Genomic DNA, 24,913 nt, shown 5'->3' on the forward strand with positions numbered 1-24,913 from the left:
CACCGTGCGAGAAGGGGGAGCATCTTGGACCAGCCGCCCGCTCTGCATCATGCCGTGACCGCCGCCCGGGACCCGGCCGCTCGTACGCGCGCCGTCTGGGAGTCGGACCTGGCGGACGTCGCGGCGCTGCCCTTGTCCGCTGTGGACGGTCTCACACCGCTCCGCCCCTCCGTCCGCCTTCTCGAAGAGGTCCTGCGCGCACGCGGCAGCATCCGGGGCGGCGGCGAGGGCAGCGGCGGCGGCGGTGGCAACGGTGGTGCCCGAGCCGAATAGCCGACACCCGCCCCTGCGGCAGAGCCCGACGCGGCCGTGCGCCCGCCGGGCCGTCCGTGTGTCCGCACCCGTAACCGGAGGTCCCCGCTCATGACCAGCGCCCCGCGTCCCGCTCCGTTCCGGATGCCGGACCGGCTCTTCGCGCAACTGGCCGCGGGGGGCGGTTCCCCGGAGGCCGTCGCCTTCCTGGAGCGCGGGGAGCGGGCACGGCGGCTGCTCCTGCTGCGCACCCTGCTGGACCGGCTGGCGGAGCTGCCCACGCCCCTGACGCCGGTGGCCCAGGCCTGGGCCACGTTCAAGGAGGCCGCCGAGCGGGCGCCCGAGGCGGTCGACCGGCTGCTGCTCGCGCCGACGACCGGCGGCTGGATCGCCCACATGCTGCGCCGCGTGCACGGCACCGCGACCGGGCCGCCGTTGTGGGCGGAGGCCGGCCGGCTGAACGTCCTGGCGATCACCGCCTCCCTGCACGCCGGTACGGAGCGGACCCTCACGGTTCCCGTCACCGACGGCGGACTGCACCTGCCGGGCCTGGGCACGCTCCGCGTCCCGGGCCGGTCGCCCGGTCCCTCCGTCGCCCGTGCGGCGACGAAGGCGGGCCAACTCACCTTCTCCGGCCCCCCGCACCGCGACGGGACCCCGACCCTGGTGACGTGCCGTCCGGCGACGGCACCGGCGCGGTACCTCCGCCCTGACGGGCCCCGCGCGGAAGGACCCGAGCCGGAAGGCCCCCGGCCGGGCGGTCCCCGACGGAACCCGCCCGAGCCGGACGCCTCGACGCAGTGGCGTACACCCGACCCGGAGCCCGTGCGCGGGCGGCGCGCATCCGAGCCGGCCGTGCTCTCGCGGCGCCCCGCCCCGCCGGTGACCGCCGCCGTGACCGCGGGCCCCTGGCTGCCCCTGCGCACCCTCACCCACACCACCCCCGCGGGGCCGGTCGCCATACCGCTGGACGACCTCGACCCCTACCGCGACCTCGACGACCCCGTCCCGCCCGCCCGGCTCGACGCCGACGAGGCGGCCGAGTGGCAGCGGATCTTCGACGGTGCCGTCGCGCTGCTCGCCGCCACCGGCACCGCACCCGGCCCGGGACGGCTCGACCCGGCCCTGATACGCGCCGTCGTGCCGTACGGCCGTACCGCGCTCAGCCCGCCCGCCCCGCCGACCGTCCGCGTCTCCGCCTCCAGCGGCGACTCCTTCGGCGCCATGCTGATCTCCCGGCCCGGATCGGCGCTCGCCCTCGCCGAGACGCTCGTCCACGAGTTCCAGCACAGCAAACTCGCCGCGCTCCTCCACCTCTTCCCCCTCCTCGACGACGACCGCGAGGAGCGCTACTACGCCCCCTGGCGCGCCGACCCGCGCCACCTCACCGGGCTGCTGCACGGCGCGTACGCCTTCACCGGCGTGGCCGGGTTCTGGCGGGACCGGCTGGCCGAGCCGGAGCACGCCGAGGCCGCCGCCTACCACTTCGCGCTGCGCCGTCTGCAGAGCCGACTGGTGGTGCGGACGCTGCTGACCAGTGGCCGGCTCACCGCTCCCGGCCGGCGGCTGGTCGGCGGCCTCGCCCGGACCCTGGACGGCTGGCTGCGCGAACCCGTCGCCCCGGCCGCGCTCGCCCGGGCCCGTACGGCCGCGGCCCTGCACCGCACGCAGTGGCGGCTGCGCAACATCGCGGCGATGGACGGTCCGGACGGCGCCCTCCGGTTCCGCCCGGACCGCGCCTTCTGGCCGGACACCCGCACCCACGCCTTCGCCACCCGCCCGGCGGCCCCCCTCGCCCCCGACGAGCACCTCGCCGCCGGTGACGCGGCCGCCGCCCTGGACGGCTACACCGAGGACCTCGCCCGCGACCCGGCCGACGTCCACGCCCGGTCCGGCTGGATCGTCGCCCGCGCCGTCCTGGACCCGGGCCCGGCCACCCGCCGCACCCTCGCCCGCCCGGAACTGCTCCAGCCGCAGCCCGGTCGCTGAACCGGGAGGCACGGGTCTGCCCGAGCCGGGGGTGAACAGGCGCCCGAATGGTCAGGATGGAGGCATGGGATTCCACGTCGACTCCGAAGCCGGGCGGCTCACCCGCGTCATCCTGCACCGGCCGGATCTCGAGCTCAAAAGGCTCACCCCCAGCAACAAGGACGCTCTCCTCTTCGACGACGTGCTCTGGGTGCGCCGGGCGCGCGCCGAGCACGACGGGTTCGCCGACGTGCTCCGCGACCGCGGGGTCGCCGTGCACCTCTTCGGGGACCTGCTCACCGAGACCCTGGACCTGCCGGCCGCGCGACGGCTGGTCCTGGACCGGGTCTTCGACGAGAAGGAGTACGGAGTGCTGGCCACGGACCATCTCCGGGCCGCCTTCGAGACCCTGCCCGCGGGCGAGCTGGCCGAGGCGCTGGTCGGCGGCATGACCAAGCGCGAGTTCCTCCAGGCGCACCCGGAACCGACCTCCGTGCGCTTCCACGCCATGGAGCTGGACGACTTCCTGCTCGGCCCGCTGCCGAACCACCTCTTCACCCGGGACACCTCGGCCTGGATCTACGACGGCGTGTCCATCAACGCCATGCGCTGGCCCGCCCGGCAGCGCGAGACGGTCCACTTCGAGGCGATCTACCGGCACCATCCACTCTTCCGCGACGAGGACTTCCGCCTGTGGTCGGAGGGCCAGGCCGACTACCCGTCCACCATCGAGGGCGGCGACGTCCTGGTCATCGGCAACGGCGCGGTACTCATCGGCATGAGCGAGCGGACCACGCCCCAGGCCGTGGAGATGCTCGCCCACAAGCTGTTCGCCGCCGGCTCCGCCCGCACCATCGTGGCCCTGGACCTGCCCAAGCGGCGGGCCTTCATGCACCTCGACACCGTGATGACGATGGTCGACGGCGACACCTTCACCCAGTACGCCGGGCTCGGCATGCTCCGCTCGTACACCATCGAGCCGGGCGCGGGCGACAAGGAGCTGAAGGTCACCGACCACCCGCCGGAGCACATGCACCGCGCGATCGCCGCCGCCCTCGGCCTGAACGAGATCCGGGTCCTCACCGCCACCCAGGACGTCCACGCCGCCGAACGCGAGCAGTGGGACGACGGCTGCAACGTCCTGGCCGTCGAGCCCGGCGTCGTCGTCGCCTACGAACGGAACGCCACCACCAACACCCACCTGCGCAAACAGGGCATCGAGGTGATCGAGATCCCGGGCAGCGAGCTGGGCCGGGGCAGGGGCGGACCGCGCTGCATGAGCTGCCCGGTGGAACGGCAGGCCGTACAAGAGGTCGCACAAGGGGCCGCACAAGGGGCCGTATAAGAATTCTATTACTCGTATACTGTTCCAGAGTCACGTCCCCGTACCCCTGGAGCGCCCCCATGGCGACAGTCCCGACCGCCCTCGCCGGCCGCCACTTCCTCAAGGAGCTCGACTTCACCGCGGACGAGTTCCGCGCGCTGGTGGAGCTGGCCGCGGAGCTGAAGGCCGCCAAGAAGGCCGGGGCCGAGACGCCGTACCTGCGGGGGAAGAACATCGCGCTGATCTTCGAGAAGACCTCGACGCGCACGCGCTGCGCGTTCGAGGTCGCGGCCGCCGACCAGGGTGCCTCGACGACGTACCTCGACCCGGCGGGCTCGCAGATCGGCCACAAGGAGTCCGTGAAGGACACCGCGCGTGTGCTCGGTCGCATGTTCGACGGGATCGAGTACCGGGGCGACAGCCAGCAGAAGGTCGAGGAGCTCGCGGCCTTCGCCGGGGTGCCCGTCTACAACGGCCTGACCGACGACTGGCACCCGACCCAGATGCTCGCCGACGTGCTCACCATGACCGAGCACAGTGACCGGCCCCTCACCGGGATCTCCTTCGCCTACCTCGGCGACGCCCGCTTCAACATGGGCAACAGCTACCTGGTCACCGGCGCCCTGCTCGGCATGGACGTGCGGATCGTCGCCCCCGAGTCCTACTGGCCCGCCCAGGAGGTCGTCGACCGGGCGAGGAAGCTCGCCGAGTCGAGCGGGGCGCGGATCACGCTCACCGAGAACGTGGCGGAGGGCGTGCGCGGCGCCGACTTCGTGGTCACCGACGTCTGGGTCTCCATGGGCGAGCCCAAGGAGGTCTGGGCCGAGCGCATCGAGGCCCTCGGTCCGTACGCGGTGACCATGGACGTCCTGCGCGCCACCGGGAACCCGGACGTGAAGTTCCTGCACTGCCTCCCCGCCTTCCACGACCTGGGGACCAAGGTCGGCCAGGACATCTTCGAGGCCCACGGACTGGAGTCCCTGGAGGTCACGGACGAGGTCTTCGAGTCCGCGCACTCGGTCGTCTTCGACGAGGCGGAGAACCGGCTGCACACCATCAAGGCGGTCCTGGTCGCCACGCTCGCCTGACCGGCTCGCCACGCCGGCCCGACCCGATCCCCACGCCGGCCCCACCCGGCGGCCGGTCGGCCCTGTCGTACGGCCGACCGGCACCGTTATATTGACCGGCGGCCCGGAGCCACCCCTTCCGGAGCCGTCGGCCGCGACCACCGTCGCGCCCCCGCACCACCAGAAACGAGCACCACCCGCAATGCCCGCTTCCCGTATCAAGTCCCCCCACCAGCTCGTCGCCGAATCCGGCGCCGACCGCGAAGGCCACGGCCTGAAGCGCACGATGGGACTCTTCCAGCTCGTCTGCTTCGGCGTCGGCGCCATCGTCGGCACCGGCATCTTCGTCGGCCTCTCCGACTCGGTGGCCGAGGCCGGACCGGCCGTCGTCGTCTCCTTCGTGCTCGCCGCGATCACGTGCGTGTTCACCGCGTTCGCCTTCGCCGAGCTGGGCGGCGCGATCCCGGTCTCCGGCTCCTCGTACTCCTTCGCCTACGCCGGACTCGGCGAGCGGACCGCCTTCCTCGTCGGCTGGTGCCTGCTCCTGGAGTACGGCGTGTCCGTCTCCGCGGTCGCGGTCGGCTGGAGCCAGTACGTCAACGAGCTGCTGGACGGCGTCCTCGGCCTGCGCCTGCCGGAGGCGCTCTCCGCGGGGCCCGGCGACGGCGGCGTGGTCAACCTCCCCGCGGTGATCGTCATCGCCCTGGCCTGCGTCCTGCTGGTCCGCGGGGTGCGTGAGAGCGCCCGGGCCACGGCCGCGATGGCCGTGCTCAAGCTGGCCGTCCTCCTCGCCTTCTGCGCGATCGGCTTCCTCGCCTTCGAGGACGGCAACCTCAGCCCGTTCTCACCGGCCGGTCTCGGCGGTATCGGCGCCGGCACCACGGCCGCCTTCTTCTCGTACATCGGCTTCGACGCGATCACCACCGCCGGTGAGGAGGCCAAGAACCCGCGCCGGGACATCCCCGTCGCGATCCTGGTCTGCATCGGCCTGGTCACCGTGCTCTACTGCGCGGTCGCCGTGGCCGCGATCGGCGCCGTCGGCGGCGACACGGTCGGTGACCGGCCCGCCGCGCTGTCCTACGTCGTCAACGAGGTCACCGGCTCCACGATCGGCGGCGGGGTCGTCGCCTTCGGCGCGGTGGTCGCCATCGCCTCGGTGGTGCTGGCGGTGATGTACGGCCAGACCCGCATCCTGATGTCCATGTCCCGCGACGGCCTGATCCCGCGCGTCTTCCAGAAGGTCTCCCCGCGCACCGCGACGCCCGTCGCCGGCACCCTGATCGTCGGCGCGGTCTTCGCCCTCCCGGCGGCCTTCGCCCCGCTGGACGCGGTGGTCAACCTGTGCACCATCGGCACCCTGGCCACCATGGCCGCCGTCAACGTCGCGGTGATCGCGCTGCGCCGCCGGGAGCCGGGCCTCGCCCGTACCTTCCGCGTGCCGCTGTACCCGGTGACGCCGCTGCTCGGGGTCGGTTTCTGCCTGTACCTGATGTACGAGACGGGCGGGGCGACCTGGCTCCAGTTCGCGGTGTTCCTCGCGGTGGGCCTGCTGGTGTACACGGCCTACGGGCGCCGGCACTCCCGGCTCGCGGAGGGCGACGCGCAGGTCACTCCGGGGAGCGACGCGGAGCGGGTACGGCAGGAAGCCTGAACCAGACCGCCTTGCCGGACCCGGTGGGGCGGTGACCGCAGGACGAGCTGAGGGCGCGGATCAGCAGCAGTCCGCGCCCGTGCTCCTGCCACGGGTCGGGCGGCTCCTTGTCCGGGCGGGTGAGGTCGCCGGGCGGCGACGGGTCCGGGTCGTGCACCTCCACCTGGCAGCCGGTCGGCAGCAGCTCCACGACCAGCTCTATCGGCGACCCGCCGGCGGTGTGCTCCACGGCGTTCGCGACCAGTTCCGCCGTGAGCAGCTCCGCGGTGTCGCCGTCGGCCGTGTGCTCCAGCTCGGCCAGCGCCGTCCGCACCAGGGCGCGGGCGACCGGCACGGCCGCGGCGGAGTGCGGCAGCGCGATGCGCCAGGAAGCGGGGGCTGGGATGCGATCGTGCACGGCGAGTCCGTTCTGGAGCAGGCGGTCCTGTCCTGCTTTCAACTTTATGAATGGTACGGGTCCGGTCGGCAGAGCCCTTCGACGGGCACCGTGCGGGACCTTCGACCCCGCCGAGGGGCGGCGTACCCCGTCGAACACCGGCCTCCACGCGGATGATCCCGCCGTTACCGCCTCATCGACGGCCTGTGACACATCGGCTATCGCGTGCTCATGACGACAGTCACGGATGAGTGATAACTTCGAGAGGCAGTGCTCGGTGATGCCGCGCCCGCCCCAGGAGGCCGCCCGTCATGAGTCCCTTCACCGGATCCACCGCCCCCACCCCCGAGTGGCGGCACCTGCGCGTCGATCTGACCGACGGCGTCGCCACCGTCACCCTCACCCGCCCCGACAAGCTCAACGCCCTCACCTTCGGCGCCTACGCCGACCTGCGCGACCTGCTCGCCGAGCTGTCCCGGGAGCGGTCCGTGCGGGCCCTGGTGCTGGCCGGCGAGGGCCGCGGCTTCTGCTCCGGCGGCGACGTCGACGAGATCATCGGCGCGACCCTGGCCATGGACACCGCCCAGCTGCTGGACTTCAACCGGATGACCGGCCAGGTGGTGCGGGCCGTACGGGAGTGCCCGTTCCCGGTGGTCGCCGCGGTCCACGGGGTCGCCGCCGGAGCGGGCGCGGTCCTCGCCCTGGCCGCCGACTTCCGTGTCGCCGACCCCTCCGCCCGCTTCGCCTTCCTCTTCACCCGGGTCGGCCTCTCCGGCGGCGACATGGGCGCCGCCTACCTGCTGCCCCGCGTGGTGGGCCTGGGCCACGCCACCCGGCTGCTGATGCTCGGCGAACCGGTGCGGGCGCCCGAGGCCGAGCGGATCGGCCTGATCAGCGAGCTGACCGACGAGGGCCGCGTCGACGAGGCCGCCCGGGCCCTCGCCCGGCGCCTGGCCGACGGCCCGGCCCTGGCGTACGCCCAGACCAAGGCCCTCCTCACCGCCGAGCTGGACATGCCACTGGCGGCGGCGGTGGAGCTGGACGCCTCGACGCAGGCCCTGCTGATGAACGGCGCGGACTACGCCGAGTTCCACGCGGCGTTCACGGAGAAGCGGCCTCCGAAGTGGAACGGACGGTAGGGATGCGCACCCCAGGGGCGCGGGAAACCCTGCGCGTCGCGGTCGTCGGCGGCGGCCCCGGCGGCCTCTACACCGCCGCCCTCCTCAAACGCCTCGACCCCGGCCGCCGGATCACCGTCTGGGAACGCAACCCTCCCGACGTCACCTTCGGCTTCGGCGTCGTCCTCTCCGACGAGACCCTGGGCGGCATCGAACACGCCGACCCGGTCGTCTTCGAGGCCCTCGCGCGCGACTTCGTCCGCTGGGACGACATCGACATCGTCCACCGGGGCACCCGGCACACCTCCGGCGGGCACCGCTTCGCCGCCCTCGGCCGCCGCCGTCTCCTGGAGATCCTGCACGACCGCTGCCGGGCCCTCGGCGTCGAGCTGCGCTTCGGCACCGAGGCCCCGCCGCCGGACCGGCTGGCGCGGACGCACGACCTGGTCGTCGCCGCCGACGGCGTGCACAGCGCCACCCGCGAGGCCTGCGCCGAGGCCTTCCGACCCCACCTCACCGGTCACCGCTGCCGCTACATCTGGCTGGCCGCCGACTTCGCCCTCGACGCCTTCCGCTTCGAGATCGCCGAGACCGAGCACGGCGTGATGCAGCTGCACGGCTACCCGTACGCGCCGGACGCCTCCACGGTCATCGTCGAGATGCGCGAGGAGGTCTGGCGGGCGGCCGGCCTCGACGCGGCGGACGAAGGGGAGTCGGCAGCCCGCTGCGCCAAGATCTTCGCCGACACCCTGGGCGGCCGGCCGCTGAAGTCCAACAGGTCGGCGTGGACCACCTTCCGCACCGTCGTCAACGACCGCTGGTCGCACGGCAACATCGTCCTCCTCGGCGACGCCGCCCACACCGCCCACTTCTCCATCGGCTCGGGCACCAAGCTGGCCGTGGAGGACGCCCTGGCGCTCGCCGCCTGCCTCCAGGAGCGGCCGGCCCTCCCCGAGGCGCTCGCCGCCTACGAGGCGGAACGGCGCCCCGTCGTCGCCTCCACGCAGCGGGCGGCCCGGGCCAGCCTGGAATGGTTCGAGGACCTGCCCCGGTACCTCGACCTGCCGCCCCGCCGGTTCGCCTTCAACCTGCTCACCCGCAGCCGCCGCGTCACCCACGGGAACCTGCGGCTGCGCGACGCCCGCTTCACCGAGTCCGTCGAGCGCGAGTTCGGCTGCCCGCCCGGCACACCCCCGATGTTCACCCCGCTGCGGCTGCGCGGCCTGACTTTGCGCAACCGCGTCGTCGTCTCCCCGATGGACATGTACTCCGCCACCGACGGCGTGCCCGGCGACTTCCACCTGGTCCACCTGGGGGCCAGGGCCCTGGGCGGCGCCGGACTGGTGATGACCGAGATGGTGTGCGTCAGCGCCGAGGGCCGGATCACTCCGGGCTGCGCCGGCCTGTACACCGGCCGGCAGGGCGAGGCGTGGCGGCGGATCACCGACTTCGTGCACGCCCGGGCGCCCGGCACCGCCATCGGCGTGCAGCTCGGGCACAGCGGGCGCAAGGGCTCCACCCGGCTGATGTGGGAGGGCATCGACGAGCCGCTGCCCGACGGCAACTGGCCGCTGGTGGCACCGTCCGCGCTGCCGTACAAGCCGGGCAGTCAGGTCCCGCGCGCCTTGTCCCGGGCTCAACTGACCGACATCAGGGAGCAGTTCGCGGCCGCCGCCGCCCGGGCCGCCCGAGCCGGCTTCGACCTGCTCGAACTGCACTGCGCCCACGGCTACCTGCTCTCCGGCTTCCTCTCCCCGCTCACCAACCACCGCACCGACGCCTACGGCGGATCACCGGAGAAGCGGCTGCGCTTCCCACTGGAGGTCTTCGACGCCGTACGCGGCGTGTGGCCGCAGGAGCGGCCGATGACCGTCCGGATCTCCGCGACCGACTGGGCCGAGGGCGGCGTCGGCGGCGAGGAGGCCGTGGCGATCGCCCGGGCCTTCGCGGCCCACGGCGCCGACGCCGTCGACGTGTCCACGGGGCAGGTGGTGGCCGACGAGCGGCCGGAGTACGGGCGGTCGTACCAGACGCCGTACGCGGACCGCGTCCGCAACGAGGCGGGCGTCCCGGTGATAGCCGTCGGCGCGATCTCCTCCTGGGACGACGTCAACTCGCTGATCCTGGCCGGACGCGCCGACCTGTGCGCGCTCGCCCGCCCCCACCTCTACGACCCGCACTGGACGCTGCACGCGGCGGCCGAGCAGGGCTACGAGGGGCCGGGCGTCGTGTGGCCCGCGCCGTACCGGGCGGGCAGCCGCCCTCCGGTGACCGGGCGCACCGACGCGCCCAAACCCCGGCTCACGCTGGGCGGCGCGGCTCAGGACGTGTAGCCCCAGGCCGCGGCCGCCGCCCGCAGCGGCCCGGGGATCGCGTCGTCGGCGGGGAGCGCGCGGCCGGGCTGGACGGTGCCGGTGCGGATGTTCTCCCGCCAGTCGCCGAGGCCGCGGACGAGTTCGCCGCCCTTCCTCGCGCCGTAGTGCAGCATCGTCGGTGCGTAGTCGAGGCCGAGGAACGCGCACAGGCGGCGCATCTCGCGCTCGGGGTCCTCGGTCACGTCCTCGTAGCGCACGGTGAAGCCGTCGGCGTCGGCCGTACGGGCCTCCTCGACCGCCGCGAGATAGGGCAGCACGTCCTCGACCGCCTTGTCGTACGGCCGCTTGACGGGGTCGCTCTCGTGCCAGGAGCGGGCCGTCGACTCGGGGTGGCGCAGCAGGAAGACGAAGCGCGCGTCGGGCCAGCAGTCCTTCAGGCGCCGGTACATGTAGGCGTTGGCCGGGGTCTTCTCGACGACGAAGTCCTTGCCGGACCGGGTCAGTTCCCGGTGCAGGACGCGGTCCCACAGCAGGTGCTCCAGGTCGCCGCGGCCCAGCCCGAGGGCGCTCATCGCACGCTCGGAGAACCAGTTGCCGCACACGACCTCCATGCGGCCGAGGTGCAGCTCGTGCGGGGCGTGCAGCCGCGGGTGGGCGTCCATCATCATCCGCAGCAGGGTGGAGCCGGAGCGGATGGACGAGATGATGAAGACGGGCCGCCGCAGCAGCCTGTCGGTCGCCAGTTCCCCGGCCGGGGGACATCGGTAGGGGGCCGCGGGCCGCTCGGCGGAGCGCGGCGCGGGGGCCGCCCTCCGCGCCGCCGCGGGAGCTCTCCGTACCTGGAGGCCGGTGGTGGCGGTGAGGGCCCGGTTCAAGTGACGCGCGAGACTCATGCGTCCGCACGGTAGGCGGGAAACCTGAGAAGAGGGTCTGAGGAGGCTGAGGGTTCCCTGATCGCGGCGGAGTGTGACACGAGTCACTGATCGTGGTGGTGTGCGGGCTCCGGCGTCACGTAGAGCGCGCCCGCGTCGCGCAGCCGCTCGTGCAGGGCCCGGAAGACGGCCGCCGAACGCGCGCCCGGCCAGTCGGCGGGGAGCAGCCCGGCGGGCAGCCCCGGATCGGCGTACGGCAGGTGGCGCCAGGAGTCCAGGGCGAGGAGGTAGTCGCGGTACGCCTCCTCGGGCGGGGTGTCCGCCCGGCGCTCCCAGTCGTGCAGCACGCGCGCGTGGCGCTCCAGGAACGCCTCGTGCTCCTTGGCGATCGCGCCCAGGTCCCACCAGCGGGCCACCGCCTCGGCCGTCGGCGTGAACCCGAGGTGCGCGCCCCGGAAGAAGTCCACGTAGGCGTCGAGGCCCAGGCGTTCCAGCGCGTGCCGGGTCTCCTCGTACAGCCGGGCCGGGGCGATCCACACGCCGGGGGCCGCGGTGCCGAAGCCCAGGCCGGCCAGGCGGGAGCGGAGCACGTGCCGCTTCTGCCGCTCCGACTCCGGCACCGAGAACACGGCCAGCACCCAGCCCTCGTCCTCGTAGGGCGCCGTGGCGTAGACGCGCCGGTCGCCGTCGTCGAGGAGTTGCCGGGCCTCGGCGGACAGCTCGTACCCGGCCGCGCCCCGGGCGGTACGGGCGGGCAGCAGCAGCCCGCGCCGCTTCAGCCGTGACACCGACGAGCGTACGGACGGTGCGTCCACCCCGACCGCGGCCAGCAGCCGGATCAGCTCGGCGACGGGCACCGGACCCGGCACGGAGCGGCCGTAGGCGCCGTAGAGCGTGACGATCAGGGACCTGGGGGCGTGCTGCGCGTGCTGCTCGGACACATTGATCATCTTATGTCGTCGGCATTACGCCTGGTCACCCTGGGGACCGCCGGGCGGGGGCAGGAGCCGGTAGCGCTGGAGCTTGCCGGTCGCCGTGCGCGGCAGCGCGTCCGGGAAGAGGAACTCGCGCGGGCACTTGTACGGCGCCAGCTCGGCCCTGAGGAACGCGCGCAGCGCGTCGGCGTCCCGTTCGGCGCCCTCCCGCAGCACCGCGTGCGCCACCACGACCTGCCCGCGGTCCGCGTCGGGCCGGCCCACCACCGCGGCCTCCACGACGTCCGGGTGCCGCAGCAGCGCGTCCTCCACCTCCGGCCCGGCGATGTTGTACCCGGCGGAGATGATCATGTCGTCGGCGCGTGCCACGTACCGGAAGTACCCGTCGGGCCGGCGGACGTAGGTGTCCCCGGTGATGTTCCAGCCGCCGCGCACGTACTCCCGCTGGCGCGGATCGGCGAGGTACCGGCAGCCCACCGGCCCCCGCACCGCCAGCAGTCCGGGCTCCCCGTCGGGCACCGGCACGCCGTCCTCGTCCTGCACGCGCGCGTGCCACCCGGGCACCGGCACGCCCGTCGTACCGGGCCTGATGTCCCCGTCGGCCGCGGAGACGAAGATGTGCAGCAGCTCGGTGGCCCCGATGCCGTTGATGATGCGCAGGCCGGTGCGCTCGTGCCAGGCCCGCCAGGTGGCCGCGGGCAGGTTCTCGCCCGCGGAGACGCACCGCCGCAGACAGGTCACGTCGTACCCGTCCAGCTCGTCGAGCATCGCGCGGTACGCCGTCGGCGCGGTGAACAGCACCGACACCCGGTGCTCGGCGACGGCGGGCAACAGCTGCCTGGGACCCGCCTGTTCGAGCAGCAGGGCGCAGGCCCCGGCCCGCATCGGGAAGATCACGAGCCCGCCGAGCCCGAAGGTGAAGCCGAGCGGCGGACTGCCCGCGAAGACGTCCTCCGCGCGGGGGCGCAGGACATGCCGCGAGAAGGTGTCGGCGACCGCCAGCACGTCACGGTGGAAGTGCATGCAGCCCTTGGGCCGGCCGGTCGTGCCGGAGGTGAAGGCGATCAGCGCCACGTCGTCGGCCGCCGTGTCCACGGCCGGGTACGGCGTCCGCGGCACCGTCCCGCCCTCCGTACGGGTCACCAGATCGTCGTGAGCGTCCCCGCCGTACGTCGTGATCCGCAGGCCGGGGATCTCCGCCTTGGCGAGGTCGTCGACGGCCCGGACATCGCACAGCGCGTGCCGCACCCGGGCGATCTCGCCGATCGTGCGCAGTTCGTGCGGGCGCTGCTGGGCCAGCACGGTGACCGCCACCGCCCCCGCCTTCAGCACCGCCAGCCAACAGGCGGCCAGCCACGGGGTGGTGGGGCCGCGCAGCAGCACCCGGTTGCCGGGGACGATGCCCAGTTCGCCGGTGAGGAGGTGGGCGAGCCGGTCGACGCGGGCCCGCAGCAGGCCGTAGCTCCAGTTCTCCCCGGAGGCCGTGCGGAAGACCGGGCGGTCCGCGGGCGGGCCGGTGAGCAGCTCGGCGGCGCAGTTCAACCGGGCGGGGTAGCGCAGTTCCGGCAGGTCGAAGCGGAGTTCGGGCCACTGGTCGGGGGGCGGCAGGTGCTCGCGCGCGAAGGTGTCGACGTGGGCCGAGCGGTGCGGATCCGCGCGGTGCGGGTCTGCCATGGCGGTTCGCCCCCTTTGTCGTGGTGGGCTCGCGCAACGAGCGTATCGTGTTGGTTACGACAGTCAACGGTGCGCGATAACCTCGGGTACGGCCCGGTGGGGCAGGGGAGCAGGGGAAGGGACCGGCGATGACCGCATTCTCGCTCGAACCGGCACAACTCGCCTGGTGCGCCGAGCTGCGCGCGCTGGCCGCCGAGCGGCTGCGCCCGCTGGCCGACAAGGGCGCACCGGGCCGGGTCAACCGCGCCCTCGTCACCGAACTCGGCACCCTCGGCCTGCTGCCGCGCCTCTTCACCTCCGGCGCGCTCGACCTGTGCCTGATGCGGGAGTCCCTCGCCCGGACCTGCACGGAGGCGGAGACCGCCCTCGCCCTCCAGGGACTCGGCGCCCACCCGGTGCACGCCCACGGCACCGAGGTCCAGCGCGCCCGCTGGGTGCCCCGCGTCGCCGACGGCAGCGCGGTGGCCGCCTTCGCCCTCAGCGAGCCCGACGCCGGTTCGGACGCGGCGGCACTCAGCCTCCACGCGGAACGCGACGGCCCCTCCGGCTGGCGGCTCACCGGGGAGAAGTGCTGGATCTCCAACGCCCCCGAGGCCGACTTCTACACCGTCTTCGCCCGCACCACGCCCGGCGCCGGCGCCCGCGGCGTCACCGCCTTCCTGGTGCCGGCCGACCGCCCCGGCCTGACCGGCACCCCGCTCGACATGCTGTCCCCGCACCCCGTCGGCGCCCTCGGCTTCGACGCCGTTCCCGTCTCCGCCGACGACGTCCTCGGCGAACCCGACCGGGGCTTCGGGGTCGCCATGGGCACCCTCAACCTGTTCCGCCCCAGCGTCGGCGCCTTCGCCGTCGGCATGGCGCAGGCGGCCCTGGACGCCACCCTCGCGCACACCAGCACCCGCGACGCCTTCGGCGGCAAGCTGCGCGACCTGCAGGCCGTCTCCCACCAGGTCGCCGAGATGGCCCTGCGCACCGAGGCGGCCCGGCTGATGGTGTACGCCGCGGCGACGGCGTACGACGAGGGCGCCGCGGACGTCCCCCGACGCGCCGCGATGGCGAAACTCCTCGCCACCGAGACCGCCCAGTACGTGGTGGACCAGGCCGTCCAGCTGCACGGCGCCCGTGCACTGCGCCGCGGGCACCTGCTCGAACACCTCTACCGCGAGGTGCGCGCCCCCCGCGTCTACGAGGGCGCGAGCGAGGTGCAGCGCGGCATCATCGCCAAGGAGCTGTACCGCGCCGTCAACGCGACGAAGGAGAACGGGACATGACCGTGGAACGGGTGAACCCGTCCGAACTCTCCCCGCCGACCGGCTTCTCCCACGCCGTCACGGCCACGGGCACCCGCGTCGTCTTCCTGGCCGGGCAGACCGCCCTCGACACCGACGGCAAGGTCACCGGCGACACCCTCCCCGCCCAGTTCGAGAAGGCCCTCGCCAACCTCCTGGCCGCCCTGCGCGCGGCCGGCGGCACCCCCGCCGACCTCGCCCGGGTCACCGTCTACGCCACCGACGTCGCCGCGTACCGCGCGCACGCCGCCGACCTCGGCCGCGTCTGGCGCGCGCTGGCGGGCCGCGACTACCCGGCGATGGCGGTCGTGCAGGTCGTACGCCTGTGGGACGAGCGGGCGCTGGTGGAGCTCGACGGGTTCGCGGTACTGCCGTAGGGCCCCGCGGTGCGCGCAGGTGCCGGCACCGGGGCCGGGCTCGGGGTCAGGATCAGGCGGCCGTCGCCAGGCGTCCGGCGGGCACCCGGCACGGTGCGACCACCCGCCCGTCGGGCAGCAGTTCGCCGGTGTCGTCGAAGACGATCGTGCCGTCGCACAGCAGGTTCCAGCCCTGTTCGGGGTGGGCGGCGACGACGTGCGCGGAGCCGGCCCGCGCGGCGGGGGAGTCGGCCGCGGAGCGGGAAGACCGGTGGGTACACATGGCGCACCTCCACATCGGAGGACGGTGCCGTCGGCGGGACCGTCCCTCGTACCGACCGTGCGCCCGGTCGCACCGCCCCGCCAACCCCCGGGCGCCGAGCGTGACAGGACCCGGACGACCCGGCGACGGTTCCACGACGGCCGACGCGGACTCGCCACCGAGTGGGTGACGGTCACTCCGGGCGGCCCGTGCGCCGGGTACCAGTGGAACTCCCCATTCCGTCCGACCGGGAGGTCCTCCATGCCCGTACGATCCGCGGCCCTCGCCACCGCCGCCGGCGCCGCCCTGCTGCTGGCCGCCCCCACCGCCACGGCGACCACCCACGACGCCCGCCAGGTCGCGGAGTCGGTGACCGTCGACCCGACCGGCCGCATCGCCGCGGACGGCAGCGTCACCCTGTCCGGGACCTACCGCTGCACCGCCGGCACCGGCCCCGTCTTCGTCAGCTCCTCCGTGAGCCAGGGCGACCCGTCCGTCCGCTACGGCATCGGCGGTACCCGAGCGGTGTGCGACGGCCTCGAACACCGCTGGATCAACACGGGCACGCCCTCCCAGAACGCGCTGAAGCCCGGCGCGGCCCAGGTCGAGGCCACTCTGATGGAACTGCGCACCACGGGAATCCTGCCGCTGCCGAGCTTCCACGCACGGCAGGGCCAGGACGTGACGCTGGTCGAGGGCTGAGCCTCACCGTCACCGGCCCCGCATCACCCGGGCGCGGGGCCCTCACCGTCACCGGCCCCGCATCACCCGGGCGCGGGGCCCGCTCCTCGCGTACGGCGAGCGTCCGAGGCGGTGGAGGCGGTGGAGGCGGTTGAGGGCGACGGGGGCGACGGAGGCCGGGCCGACGGTCAGGTCCGCTGCCCCGGCCCCGCGCCGGGCCTCGGCGTGCGCGCGGCCCGCATCCGCTGGTGCGGCAGGGACACCGCCTCCGGACCCGCCGCGTCCGGGTCCGCCGACCCGCCCCCGGCCTCCGCCGAGGGCGCGGCGCGCTGACGGTGACGCGGCAGCGCACGCCGGGGCGGACGGGTGAGCGTGATCTGGCGGACGATCTGCTGGAAGCACACCAGCGACGCCAGCCCCGGGAGGGCGGCGGCCGCGCCGTCGCTGAGTGTCCTGGGCGCCTGCGCGATGCACAGCAGCATCGCGATCGCCGAGAACAGCAGCACCACGGCCCAGGAGTGGACCGCGCGGCGCTGGTGCAGCGCCGACCGCAGCACGGCCAGCGACGCCACCAGCCAGGGCCCGTAGACCAGCAGGGGCCACCACGACACGACACCGGCACGGGTGCGGGTCACGGCGGCCAGGCGCAGCGGTTCGTAGGCCACCATGCCGCCGAACAGACTCACGGAGGCCGCGATGACCGCGGCGAGCGCCGCGACGAAAAGACTCGCGGCACGCAGGCGGCTCACTTTTCTGCGAATACGGCGGTGGCTCGTGGGGAATTCCCGCAGCGGCGGAAGTTCGGCCGTGATTTCCTGCAAATTGCTCAGCGGTGTACCCGGCACGGGGGTGATCACCGAGGCGTCCGCCGTCCCCTGAATGACGGTGGCCTGCTGGTCCATCGCGTCCTGGAGCAGGAACGCGAGCTCCTCGGCCGGGTCCCAGCCGGGTTCCGGCGGGATTAGCGCCTCCTGCGGCGGCGGTTCCGGAGCGCGGTGCCGGCCGGGGCGGGAGGAGCGGAACGAGCCCTCCCCGTAAGCCATGTGATGGTGCATCTGTTCCTCGTGCATGACGCCCCCGGTCACTCCGACGCGGTGTAGGTGCGGGTTCCCTGGGACCGGCGCCACCGCTCCGCGAGGCCGGCCTCCAGCTCGGTCATGACGTCCAGGAAGCGCTGGAGCACGGGCTCGGTCACCCGGAGCGGCACGGGGAGTCCACCTCTGGTCAGAGTTCCCTCACTCGACGGCGGGCAGTGATCTCTGCCGGGCCGGTAAACGTATGGCCCAAGCGTCACCAATTCCCCGTATTCCTCTGTCATATCCGAAGTAACGTCTGCCTACTCCGTCGGATGCGCGGCAGTCGAGTGAACGATTTCTGCGATACTTACCCAATCTCGAATTCACACCGGCTCGAATGTCATGCAGTACGAAGACCGGTGCCGTACGGGTGCCCCGGGCGGGGGCGGGCCGGTAGGGGCTGACCGGTAGGGGCGGACCGGTAGGGGCTGACCGGCGAGGTCGCGTCCTCGGTGGAGGTCGGGGAGGGCGCCCTCACCTCGGGTCAAGGTAGACTTCCGCGACTTCCGGGCAATGACGCCCGACCGGCGGCCAGAGGGTCGCCGCCCTGCCCGGCGAGGCCCCCCGCGAGGCGGCCGGGCCGCCGGGGGAGCCGCACTCCCGACGGCTCACGAAACACCGCGCGTGCGTGTCCAGGCAGGGACGCCTGCGCCCGAACAGGAACGGTTGCATGTCCTCACCGCTGTCCGCAGCTCCCCGGCCGCGCATGACCAAGCCCGACTGGCTCGCCTCCCCGAGGATCCTGCGCACCGAGGTGCTGGCCGGTCTGGTCGTGGCCCTGGCGCTCATTCCCGAGGCCATCTCCTTCTCGATCATCGCCGGGGTCGACCCCGGCATCGGCCTCTTCGCCTCCTTCACCATGGCGGTCGTCATCTCCGTGGTGGGCGGCCGCAAGGCGATGATCTCCGCCGCCACCGGCGCGGTCGCCCTCGTCATCGCCCCGCTCAACCGCGAGCACGGACTGGGGTACCTGGTCGCCGCCGTCATCCTGGCCGGCGTGTTCCAGGTGATCCTCGGCGCGCTCGGCGTGGCCAAGCTGATGCGGTTCGTGCCCCGCTCGGTGATGGTCGGCTTCGTCAACGCACTGGCCATCCTGATCTTCACGGCGCAGGTGCCGGAGATGCACGACGTGCCGTGGGCCGTCTACCCGCTCCTCGCGGGAGGCCTGGCCCTGATGGTGTTCTTCCCCAAGGTCACCAAGGTGCTCCCGGCGCCGCTGGTCTCCATCGTCGTGCTGACCGTGATCACCGTCGCGGCCGGCATCGCGGTCCCCACGGTCGGGGACAAGGGCGAACTGCCCTCCTCCCTGCCCGTGCCCGGTCTGCCCGACGTCCCCTTCACCGTGGACACCCTGACGACCGTCGCGCCCTACGCCCTCGCCATGGCGCTGGTGGGCCTGATGGAGTCCCTGATGACGGCCAAACTGGTCGACGACATCACCGACACCCCCTCGAACAAGACCCGTGAGTCCATCGGCCAGGGCGTCGCCAACATCGTCACCGGCTTCTTCGGCGGCATGGGCGGCTGCGCCATGATCGGCCAGACGATGATCAACGTGAAGGTGTCCGGCGCCCGGACCCGCCTGTCCACCTTCCTGGCCGGCGCCTTCCTGATGGTGCTGTGCATCGTCTTCGGCCCGGTCGTCTCCGACATCCCCATGGCCGCGCTCGTCGCCGTCATGGTCATGGTCTCGGTCGGCACCTTCGACTGGCACTCCGTCCGGCCGGCGACCCTCAAGCGCATGCCGCTCGGCGAGACCGTCGTCATGGTGGCGACGGTGGTCGTCGTGGTGGCCACCCACAACCTCGCCGTGGGCGTCGTCGTCGGCTCCGTCACCGCGATGATCATCTTCGCGAGGCGGGTCGCCCACCGGGCCGACGTCTCCGGTGTGGTCGACCCCGAGGGCAAGCGGGTCGTCTACGCGGTCACCGGCGAGCTGTTCTTCGCCTCGTCCAACGACCTCGTCCACCGGTTCGACTACAAGGGCGATCCCGACGACGTCGTCATCGACCTGTCCGGCAGCCGGGTCTGGGACGCCTCCTCCGTCGCCGTACTGGACGCCGTGGAGGCCAAGTACGCCCAGCGCGGCAAGAAGGTCACCGTCACCGGCCTCGACGGACCGAGCGCGGACATGCGCCGACGCCTGGCCGGTCAGCTCACCGGCGGCCACTGAACGGGCCGGTACGCGCCGGTACGCGGTGGCCGCCGGTGCCGTCCGGGGCCCGAACACGGCGCGGGGCCCGCACCCGGGCCCCGGGAAGGGGCCGAGGGCGTACGGGCCCGGCCGGTCACAACGGCGTACGGTCTCGGCCGGTCACACCGGCCGGCGGTCTCGGCGCGTCAGAACGGCATGCGGCCGCGGGCGCGCCGACCGGCCGAGCCACTGCGGCCGACGGCCTTGGAACTGCTGCGGAACGGCTTGCTCAGAGCGCGGCCGAGGACACCGGGGGCCTTCCCTCCGGCACGTGAGCCGGCGCCGAGCGTCCGCTGGGTGCCGCGCTGGGGGTGGTGGGACAGGCGCGGTACCAGAAACGCGAGGACGAGCAGCACGGCGCAGACAGCGACGATCCCGACAACCATCATGATGAGCCTCCCGAAGTGTGGCGTGTCCATCGCGTGCCCCGGGGACGTGACGGCATGCCCGCCCGGAACGGACGGGAACGGAACGGGCCCGAACGGCGCGGCCCGGCCGGTGATTTCACCGATTCCCCCTCGGCGGGCGACTGCTTGACTCGGTGCGGACCGGCCCCGGAACGATCCACGGGGCTCGGCAGCAGACACGATCCGCGCAACCGGCAAGGGCACGCCGACCAGTCGGACGGCGTGGCCGGAAGGGGTCTCAGACATGTCCCGAACCAGTGGGCGCCTGCGCGTGCTCGGCGCCGCGGCCGTCGGCGTCATGACCGTCGGGGCCGCGGCCGTGGCGGTGCCCGTCGCATCCGCCGCCACCCCGGTCTACAGCGAGGACTTCGCCGACGGGCTCGGCACGTTCACCGCCTCCGGTTCCGTCCGGACCGGCACCTACGGGGCCCGGCTCAGCGGTTCGCTGACCTCCGACCCGTCCATGGTCTCCGCGCCCGTCGACCTGACCGGGTACGACGGCCTGACGCTCTCCTACACCCGGGCGGCGGCGGGACTCGACGCGGGGGAGACCTTCACCGTGGCCTACTCGGTCGACGGCGGCTCCTTCACGACGCTGGAATCGGCGCGCACCGCCACCGGCACGGTGTCGTTCCCCCTGCCGGACTCCGCCGAGGGCGGTGATCTGCGGCTGAGGTTCTCGCTGGACGCCAACAGCGTCCTGGAGACGCTCACCGTCGACGACGTGCTCGTCGAGGCCGCCGACGGCGGACCGGCCGAACCGCCGCCCGGGTCCCTGCCCCCGGTGGACGACGTGACCGAGCCCGGCCCGTACGCGGTGACCGTCGACGAGTCCGCCGGCCCCGGCGGCGACGGCTGGCTGGTGCACCCGGCCGACGCCGGCCGCGACGGCGTGGACCACCCCCTCTTCGTCTGGGGCCCGGGCGCCGGCTCCGACCCCGCCGACTACGAGGACATGCTGCGGCAGTGGGCCTCGCACGGGTTCGTCGTCTACAGCGAGGTCTCGTCGAGCAGCGGCGCCTACATGGTCGACGCCCTCGACTGGCTGGAGGACCGGAACACCGACCGGAGCAGCCCGCTGTACGGGCACCTGGACACCTCCGAGGTGGCGTTCGGCGGCCACTCCCGCGGGTCCATCGGCACGTTCGACGTGGCGGACGATCCACGGCTGGAGACCACCGTCCACGTGGCCGGCGGCTCGTTCGACGGCAACGGCCCCGACAGCCTGCGCAATCCGGCCCTCTACATCGGCGGAGACGAGGACTTCGCCACCGCCAACGTGGAACGCGACTACACGGGCACCGACGTACCGGTCTGGCTCAACGTCCTCGACGGCACCGACCACATCCTCGCCACCCGCAACGGCCAGCACATCATCACCGCCTGGCTCCGGTGGCACCTGGCCGACGAGGAGTTCCGCCGCACCCAGGACTTCCTGCGCCCCGACTGCGCCTTCTGCGGCCTCGGCGATGTCCGGTACAAGAACTGGTGACACCCGGGCGGCCGGTCGGCGCGGCCCCGCCGACCGGCCGTGCCGCCCACCGATGGCCGACGGTGGGCGGCGGACGGACGGTTCAGGCGGCGTCCAGCTTCGCGCGGCGCCGGGAGCCGGGGGCGCCGCCCGCCGAGCGGCCGGGACCGGTGACGCTGCCCAGCCAGCCGAGCAGGAATCCGGCGGGCACCGTCAGCAGACCCGGGATCGTCACGTCCCAGACCCGGAAGTCGACACCCGGGAAGATCGACTCGGGCGTGCCGGACGTGTACGGCGACAGCGCGAGCGCCGCGACGGTCAGCGCCGTCGCCCCCCACAGGCACCACAGCGCGCCACGGGCCGTGAACCCGGGCCAGTACAGGGCGTACAGCAGTACGGGCGCGAGGGCGGCGCCGCAGACGGCGAGCCAGAGCGTCGAGACGACCACCAGGTTCCAGTCGGCGGCGACGACCGCCATCAGCGTGGCCACCGCCCCCGTCAGGGCCGCGGAGCCCCGCGACACGGCACCGTCCGCCAGTCCCGCCGCCAGTCCCGCCGTCCGTCTGCCGGACGCGCCCAGCACGTCCCGGCCCAGGGCGATGCCGGCGGCGAGCGTCACATCCACCACGGCCGCCAGCGCGGTGAGGAAGAGAACGCAGGCCAGGGCCGCGACCAGAATGCCCCCGCTGTCGAGCGCCCGCCCGAGCAGCAGCGGCGTGAACGTCTGAGCCGCCGGCCCGGCCTCGCGCAGCGCCCCGCCGACCAGGGCCGCCGCCCCGATGCCGACGACGGCGAGAGCGCCGTACAGCAGGGTGAGTTCGCCGAGCATCCAGCGGCCTACGGTCCGGGCGCCCCGGGGGCTCTTCGTGGCGATGGCCCGCATCAGCACGGCGGGCATCGCCAGCGTGGCCATCGACATGCCGAAGGTCTGGCCGATCCGGTTCACGGCGCCCACCCACCCGTCGCCGGTGTAGCCGCCCGGCCGCAGGAAGGCCCCACCCGTCCCCGAGCCGTGCGCGGCGGCGTCGAGCAGCCGCCCGGGGTCCCCGCCGAAGCGGTGGAGCACGAGCACGGCGGCGATCACCAGCACGGGCAGCGTGACCACCGACTTCGCGATCATGACGACGCCGGTGCCCCGGATCCCGCCGCTGACGGCCAGCGCCGTCATCACGCAGCCGATCACCACGACGCAGCCGGTCCGCACACCCGGCTGCCCGATCAGCGCGGCGGCCACGTTGCCGACCACCACCAACTGCACGACCAGCAGCGGGAAGCAGACCAGCAGGGTCACCGCCCCCCACGAGACGCGGACGGCGGGTCCGCCGCTGCCGCGCGCGTCCAGCATGTCCGCGGGGGTCAGCGAGGCGTGCCTGCGCAGCGGCTCGATGATCAGCACCAGGAGCAGCAGCACCCCGATCAGGCTGCCCAGCATGACACCGAGGCCGTCGAAGCCGAAGGTGGCGACCATGCCCACCAGTACGGTGACCGTCGCGACCGTGGTGGTGTCGCCGCCCATCGCGATGCCCTGCTGCCAGGAGCGCAGCCGGCGGCTGTCGGACCGTACGAGGGCCCGGTCGTCCTCGTCGGCGCCGGTGACGACGCACAGCATCAGGCAGATCACGACGAACACGCAGAACACGGCGAAGACCAGGGACCGGGACGAGGGGTCGAGGAGCGTGGTCACGACCACCTCCGCGTGTCCCGCTGCGGCTCGAGCCGGTCGATCCGCCGCCCGTACACCATCAGCGCGTGCACACCGACGGCGAACGGCACGACGGCGAGGAGCACGCCGAGGCTCAGTGGTCCCGCGACCCGCGTGCCGTACGCGGCGGGTGCGAGGGCGGCGGGCACCACGTAGAGCAGCCAGACGACGGCGATCCGGAGTCCGAGCCGCAGCCCGACGGCCAGTCGTGCCGCCTCCTCGGCGTCCCGTCGCTCGTGTTCCGCCGGTCCCTGTGCGCCGGCTGAGGGCTCGTCGTGGTGAGGCGGCCCGTGCCAGGGCTGCGGTCCCAAGGACATGTGTGCGGCTCCGCTCACGTTGCTCCGGCGCCCCGCGAAGGGGCGCGTACGGGTGTGGGGGTGGGCGCGGAGTCAATCAGACGGACGCGTACTCCCGTACGCCCCGAGCACAGATCTGTTCCGCCGCCCAATGCGGAGCCGCGCCGACGGTGAACGGGCACTGTCCGGCGGGGCCGGGGACCGGGACGACCGACAGGCAGCCGCAGCGGGGGCCTGTCCCTGTTACCGAACCGAGGCGCACCTCCGAAGCGCACCGACGCGTTCCCCGTGCTGCTCGCGAGCCGCCACTCCCTGGAACCCGGCCCTCGCCGTCGCTCTCGTCGAGTGCGGTGTCCGGGTCGAGGAGGACACGGTGCTGAACGACCTGCTCACGGACCTCGGCATGTGGTCCCGGCGAGGCGCGTCCCCCGGCCGCGGTGGCCGCCGCGATCTGCGCGTACGGACCGGCACACCCTTGCGCGTGACGAGGGTGTGGACCCACGACCCCGGACGATGACGGAGCCGGTCCGCAGAGTGAGGTGTCCGTCTCCGCAGGGTGACGGGAGGTGGCCGTCGGGTGACCGGCTCTGTGAGGGCGCGCACAGGGCCCAGGTCACACAGGGCCGGGCTTAGTAGACGTCCGGCGGTCGGTCGCCCGCGTGGGTGCCAGGCGTCCCGGGCGGTCGCGCGGCCGGTCTGCGATGCGGCGTAGTAGGTCACACACTTGTCGCGGCGCCCGGGCGTTCCGCAAGGTGTTCGGCGTACCGGGGAGCCGAGCGCCGGGACCGGACGGGAAGAGCCCGTCCGCGATCCAGACACCGGCCCTGATGACGCGAAGCCGCGTCCTACGCGGACACCGCGTCGCCGACCCCCCGTCGGCCTCCCCATCACGTCCCCGAATGGAGAGGTACACCCATGCACGCCCTCATGCGCCGTCCCCACATCCGCAAGTCCGCCGTGGCCTCCCTCGCCGCCGCGGGCGCCGCCGCCGTCACCCTCACCCTCGCCCCGAGCCCGGCACACGCCGCCGAGCCGGCCAAGGCCTCCACCGCGCAGACCCAGGCCCAGACCGACAAGATCGCGGCCATCGTGAAGGCCGGCAAGAAGAAGCACGGCAACGACCTCGACGGCTGGATCCGCACCGCGCTGGACGTCATGGACGCCAAGAACATCCCGGGCACCTACGAGGGCCTGCACCGCAACATCATGCGCGAGTCGTCCGGCAACCCGAACGCGCAGAACAACTGGGACGTCAACGCCCAGAACGGCATCCCCTCGAAGGGCCTGCTCCAGACGATCCAGCCCACCTTCGACGCCTACCACGTCAAGGGCACCAAGGACTCCGTCACCGACCCGGTCGCCAACATCGTCGCCGCCTGCAACTACGCGGCCGACAAGTACGGCTCCATGGACAACGTCGACTCCGCCTACTGACCGGCGGACCCACGAACCGCCTGAGCCCCCGGGACACCGGTCCCACGCGGAGGCCGGCGGGGCCCAGGCAGCACGGCGGGGGGGGGGGGGGGGGGGAGAGGTTCCCGCGCCCCCTCTCCTTCCTCCCACTTCTGTCATTTTCTTTCCCCCCCTCCCCGCCCTCCCCCCCTCCCCCCTTCTCCCACACGGAAAA

The 24,913-nt window shown here is 73.5% G+C and carries 24 protein-coding genes; 14 read left to right on the plus strand and 10 right to left on the minus strand.

Features of this window, described 5'->3' with window-relative positions:
* Nucleotides 1-54: 54 nt before the first annotated feature.
* The 5 genes from AC07FV_RS09215 to AC07FV_RS09235 all read left to right on the plus strand — a co-directional run bounded on the left by AC07FV_RS09215 (nucleotide 55) and on the right by AC07FV_RS09235 (nucleotide 6,262).
* The gene (locus tag AC07FV_RS09215) at nucleotides 55-273 is read left to right on the plus strand and encodes a hypothetical protein (RefSeq protein WP_479085842.1); all 219 of its coding nucleotides are present in this window, start codon (nucleotides 55-57) and stop codon (nucleotides 271-273) included.
* Nucleotides 274-363: 90 nt separating this feature from the next.
* Nucleotides 364-2,241: an HEXXH motif domain-containing protein gene (locus tag AC07FV_RS09220; RefSeq protein ID WP_479085844.1), complete on the plus strand. Its 1,878-nt coding sequence runs from the start codon at nucleotides 364-366 to the stop codon at nucleotides 2,239-2,241.
* A 64-nt stretch (nucleotides 2,242-2,305) separates the two neighbouring features.
* Nucleotides 2,306-3,565, plus strand: a complete 1,260-nt coding sequence (locus AC07FV_RS09225) for an arginine deiminase (RefSeq protein WP_479085846.1) — start codon at nucleotides 2,306-2,308, stop codon at nucleotides 3,563-3,565.
* 59 nt (nucleotides 3,566-3,624) lie between these two features.
* A complete protein-coding gene (gene argF / locus AC07FV_RS09230; RefSeq protein ID WP_479085848.1) occupies nucleotides 3,625-4,632 on the plus strand; it encodes an ornithine carbamoyltransferase in 1,008 nt (335 codons plus the stop codon).
* 181 nt (nucleotides 4,633-4,813) lie between these two features.
* Nucleotides 4,814-6,262: an amino acid permease gene (locus AC07FV_RS09235; RefSeq protein WP_479085849.1), complete on the plus strand. Its 1,449-nt coding sequence runs from the start codon at nucleotides 4,814-4,816 to the stop codon at nucleotides 6,260-6,262.
* Here AC07FV_RS09235 and AC07FV_RS09240 read toward each other — a convergent pair.
* The gene (locus AC07FV_RS09240) at nucleotides 6,219-6,701 is read right to left on the minus strand and encodes an ATP-binding protein (RefSeq protein WP_356612024.1); all 483 of its coding nucleotides are present in this window, start codon (nucleotides 6,699-6,701) and stop codon (nucleotides 6,219-6,221) included. The two genes, AC07FV_RS09235 and AC07FV_RS09240, sit on opposite strands and share 44 nt — an antisense overlap.
* 248 nt (nucleotides 6,702-6,949) lie before the next feature.
* Between AC07FV_RS09240 and AC07FV_RS09245 the strand changes: the two genes are divergently transcribed.
* Both AC07FV_RS09245 and AC07FV_RS09250 read left to right on the plus strand, forming a co-directional pair.
* A complete protein-coding gene (locus AC07FV_RS09245) occupies nucleotides 6,950-7,777 on the plus strand; it encodes an enoyl-CoA hydratase family protein (protein WP_479085851.1) in 828 nt (275 codons plus the stop codon).
* Nucleotides 7,778-7,779: 2 nt separating this feature from the next.
* Nucleotides 7,780-10,089 carry a bifunctional salicylyl-CoA 5-hydroxylase/oxidoreductase gene (locus AC07FV_RS09250; protein ID WP_479085853.1) on the plus strand — a complete coding sequence of 770 codons (2,310 nt, stop codon included), beginning with the start codon at nucleotides 7,780-7,782 and terminating at the stop codon, nucleotides 10,087-10,089.
* On the opposite strand, the gene AC07FV_RS09255 is transcribed toward AC07FV_RS09250, so the two are convergent.
* The 3 genes from AC07FV_RS09255 to AC07FV_RS09265 all read right to left on the minus strand — a co-directional run bounded on the left by AC07FV_RS09255 (nucleotide 10,077) and on the right by AC07FV_RS09265 (nucleotide 13,552).
* On the minus strand, nucleotides 10,077-10,964 hold the full coding sequence (locus AC07FV_RS09255; protein ID WP_479085855.1) for a sulfotransferase family protein: 888 nt from the start codon (nucleotides 10,962-10,964) through the stop codon (nucleotides 10,077-10,079). The genes AC07FV_RS09250 and AC07FV_RS09255 overlap by 13 nt on opposite strands.
* A gap of 83 nt (nucleotides 10,965-11,047) precedes the next feature.
* The gene (locus tag AC07FV_RS09260; protein WP_479085857.1) at nucleotides 11,048-11,893 is read right to left on the minus strand and encodes a PaaX family transcriptional regulator; all 846 of its coding nucleotides are present in this window, start codon (nucleotides 11,891-11,893) and stop codon (nucleotides 11,048-11,050) included.
* Nucleotides 11,894-11,908: 15 nt separating this feature from the next.
* Nucleotides 11,909-13,552 (minus strand): AMP-binding protein, encoded by a 1,644-nt coding sequence (locus tag AC07FV_RS09265; RefSeq protein WP_479085859.1) that lies wholly within the window; start codon nucleotides 13,550-13,552, stop codon nucleotides 11,909-11,911.
* 128 nt (nucleotides 13,553-13,680) lie between these two features.
* Here AC07FV_RS09265 and AC07FV_RS09270 point away from each other — a divergent pair, with 128 nt between their 5' ends.
* Complete coding sequence (locus AC07FV_RS09270; RefSeq protein WP_479085860.1) at nucleotides 13,681-14,823, plus strand: acyl-CoA dehydrogenase family protein; 1,143 nt, start codon at nucleotides 13,681-13,683, stop codon at nucleotides 14,821-14,823.
* On the plus strand, nucleotides 14,820-15,218 hold the full coding sequence (locus AC07FV_RS09275) for a RidA family protein (RefSeq protein ID WP_479085861.1): 399 nt from the start codon (nucleotides 14,820-14,822) through the stop codon (nucleotides 15,216-15,218). Before AC07FV_RS09270 ends, AC07FV_RS09275 begins: the two co-directional genes overlap by 4 nt.
* A gap of 52 nt (nucleotides 15,219-15,270) precedes the next feature.
* Here AC07FV_RS09275 and AC07FV_RS09280 read toward each other — a convergent pair whose 3' ends face one another.
* Nucleotides 15,271-15,480, minus strand: coding sequence for a DUF5999 family protein (locus AC07FV_RS09280; RefSeq protein ID WP_479085862.1), 210 nt, complete (start codon nucleotides 15,478-15,480; stop codon nucleotides 15,271-15,273).
* Nucleotides 15,481-15,720: 240 nt separating this feature from the next.
* Here AC07FV_RS09280 and AC07FV_RS09285 point away from each other — a divergent pair, with 240 nt between their 5' ends.
* The gene (locus AC07FV_RS09285; protein WP_479085864.1) at nucleotides 15,721-16,161 is read left to right on the plus strand and encodes a DUF6299 family protein; all 441 of its coding nucleotides are present in this window, start codon (nucleotides 15,721-15,723) and stop codon (nucleotides 16,159-16,161) included.
* A 167-nt stretch (nucleotides 16,162-16,328) separates the two neighbouring features.
* On the opposite strand, the gene AC07FV_RS09290 is transcribed toward AC07FV_RS09285, so the two are convergent.
* Nucleotides 16,329-17,183, minus strand: coding sequence for a hypothetical protein (locus AC07FV_RS09290; protein WP_479085865.1), 855 nt, complete (start codon nucleotides 17,181-17,183; stop codon nucleotides 16,329-16,331).
* A 38-nt stretch (nucleotides 17,184-17,221) separates the two neighbouring features.
* Entirely contained in the window at nucleotides 17,222-17,347 is a 126-nt protein-coding gene (locus tag AC07FV_RS09295) for a hypothetical protein (protein WP_356612009.1), read from the minus strand.
* A 539-nt stretch (nucleotides 17,348-17,886) separates the two neighbouring features.
* Here AC07FV_RS09295 and AC07FV_RS09300 point away from each other — a divergent pair.
* Nucleotides 17,887-19,389 carry a SulP family inorganic anion transporter gene (locus AC07FV_RS09300; protein WP_479085867.1) on the plus strand — a complete coding sequence of 501 codons (1,503 nt, stop codon included), beginning with the start codon at nucleotides 17,887-17,889 and terminating at the stop codon, nucleotides 19,387-19,389.
* Nucleotides 19,390-19,556: 167 nt separating this feature from the next.
* Here the strand turns inward: AC07FV_RS09300 and AC07FV_RS09305 are convergent, their stop codons facing one another.
* A complete protein-coding gene (locus AC07FV_RS09305) occupies nucleotides 19,557-19,799 on the minus strand; it encodes a DUF6411 family protein (RefSeq protein WP_356612061.1) in 243 nt (80 codons plus the stop codon).
* A gap of 262 nt (nucleotides 19,800-20,061) precedes the next feature.
* Between AC07FV_RS09305 and AC07FV_RS09310 the strand changes: the two genes are divergently transcribed.
* Nucleotides 20,062-21,309, plus strand: coding sequence for a poly(ethylene terephthalate) hydrolase family protein (locus AC07FV_RS09310; protein ID WP_479085868.1), 1,248 nt, complete (start codon nucleotides 20,062-20,064; stop codon nucleotides 21,307-21,309).
* An 82-nt stretch (nucleotides 21,310-21,391) separates the two neighbouring features.
* On the opposite strand, the gene AC07FV_RS09315 is transcribed toward AC07FV_RS09310, so the two are convergent.
* A complete protein-coding gene (locus AC07FV_RS09315; protein ID WP_479085869.1) occupies nucleotides 21,392-22,972 on the minus strand; it encodes a sodium:solute symporter family transporter in 1,581 nt (526 codons plus the stop codon).
* Nucleotides 22,969-23,307 (minus strand): hypothetical protein, encoded by a 339-nt coding sequence (locus AC07FV_RS09320; RefSeq protein WP_479085870.1) that lies wholly within the window; start codon nucleotides 23,305-23,307, stop codon nucleotides 22,969-22,971. Before AC07FV_RS09320 ends, AC07FV_RS09315 begins: the two co-directional genes overlap by 4 nt.
* A 130-nt stretch (nucleotides 23,308-23,437) precedes the next feature.
* Here AC07FV_RS09320 and AC07FV_RS09325 point away from each other — a divergent pair, with 130 nt between their 5' ends.
* Both AC07FV_RS09325 and AC07FV_RS09330 read left to right on the plus strand, forming a co-directional pair.
* A complete protein-coding gene (locus AC07FV_RS09325; RefSeq protein ID WP_479085871.1) occupies nucleotides 23,438-23,803 on the plus strand; it encodes a DUF2399 domain-containing protein in 366 nt (121 codons plus the stop codon).
* Nucleotides 23,804-24,201: 398 nt separating this feature from the next.
* The gene (locus AC07FV_RS09330; protein WP_479085872.1) at nucleotides 24,202-24,720 is read left to right on the plus strand and encodes a transglycosylase SLT domain-containing protein; all 519 of its coding nucleotides are present in this window, start codon (nucleotides 24,202-24,204) and stop codon (nucleotides 24,718-24,720) included.
* Nucleotides 24,721-24,913 lie beyond the last annotated feature (193 nt).

The organism is Streptomyces sp. NPDC045956 (assembly GCF_056430705.1).

What these genes read in the sequence shown, in the direction of transcription:
- AC07FV_RS09220 (WP_479085844.1), top strand. Translation starts at nt 364, where the DNA reads ATGACCAGCGCCCCGCGTCCCGCTCCGTTCCGGATGCCGGACCGGCTC.
- AC07FV_RS09225 (WP_479085846.1), top strand. Translation starts at nt 2,306, where the DNA reads ATGGGATTCCACGTCGACTCCGAAGCCGGGCGGCTCACCCGCGTCATC.
- argF (WP_479085848.1), top strand. Translation starts at nt 3,625, where the DNA reads ATGGCGACAGTCCCGACCGCCCTCGCCGGCCGCCACTTCCTCAAGGAG.
- AC07FV_RS09235 (WP_479085849.1), top strand. Translation starts at nt 4,814, where the DNA reads ATGCCCGCTTCCCGTATCAAGTCCCCCCACCAGCTCGTCGCCGAATCC.
- AC07FV_RS09245 (WP_479085851.1), top strand. Translation starts at nt 6,950, where the DNA reads ATGAGTCCCTTCACCGGATCCACCGCCCCCACCCCCGAGTGGCGGCAC.
- AC07FV_RS09250 (WP_479085853.1), top strand. Translation starts at nt 7,780, where the DNA reads ATGCGCACCCCAGGGGCGCGGGAAACCCTGCGCGTCGCGGTCGTCGGC.
- AC07FV_RS09255 (WP_479085855.1), bottom strand. Translation starts at nt 10,964, where the DNA reads ATGAGTCTCGCGCGTCACTTGAACCGGGCCCTCACCGCCACCACCGGC.
- AC07FV_RS09260 (WP_479085857.1), bottom strand. Translation starts at nt 11,893, where the DNA reads ATGATCAATGTGTCCGAGCAGCACGCGCAGCACGCCCCCAGGTCCCTG.
- AC07FV_RS09265 (WP_479085859.1), bottom strand. Translation starts at nt 13,552, where the DNA reads ATGGCAGACCCGCACCGCGCGGATCCGCACCGCTCGGCCCACGTCGAC.
- AC07FV_RS09270 (WP_479085860.1), top strand. Translation starts at nt 13,681, where the DNA reads ATGACCGCATTCTCGCTCGAACCGGCACAACTCGCCTGGTGCGCCGAG.
- AC07FV_RS09275 (WP_479085861.1), top strand. Translation starts at nt 14,820, where the DNA reads ATGACCGTGGAACGGGTGAACCCGTCCGAACTCTCCCCGCCGACCGGC.
- AC07FV_RS09280 (WP_479085862.1), bottom strand. Translation starts at nt 15,480, where the DNA reads ATGTGTACCCACCGGTCTTCCCGCTCCGCGGCCGACTCCCCCGCCGCG.
- AC07FV_RS09285 (WP_479085864.1), top strand. Translation starts at nt 15,721, where the DNA reads ATGCCCGTACGATCCGCGGCCCTCGCCACCGCCGCCGGCGCCGCCCTG.
- AC07FV_RS09290 (WP_479085865.1), bottom strand. Translation starts at nt 17,183, where the DNA reads ATGGCTTACGGGGAGGGCTCGTTCCGCTCCTCCCGCCCCGGCCGGCAC.
- AC07FV_RS09300 (WP_479085867.1), top strand. Translation starts at nt 17,887, where the DNA reads ATGTCCTCACCGCTGTCCGCAGCTCCCCGGCCGCGCATGACCAAGCCC.
- AC07FV_RS09305 (WP_356612061.1), bottom strand. Translation starts at nt 19,799, where the DNA reads ATGATGGTTGTCGGGATCGTCGCTGTCTGCGCCGTGCTGCTCGTCCTC.
- AC07FV_RS09310 (WP_479085868.1), top strand. Translation starts at nt 20,062, where the DNA reads ATGTCCCGAACCAGTGGGCGCCTGCGCGTGCTCGGCGCCGCGGCCGTC.
- AC07FV_RS09320 (WP_479085870.1), bottom strand. Translation starts at nt 23,307, where the DNA reads ATGTCCTTGGGACCGCAGCCCTGGCACGGGCCGCCTCACCACGACGAG.
- AC07FV_RS09325 (WP_479085871.1), top strand. Translation starts at nt 23,438, where the DNA reads ATGCGGAGCCGCGCCGACGGTGAACGGGCACTGTCCGGCGGGGCCGGG.
- AC07FV_RS09330 (WP_479085872.1), top strand. Translation starts at nt 24,202, where the DNA reads ATGCACGCCCTCATGCGCCGTCCCCACATCCGCAAGTCCGCCGTGGCC.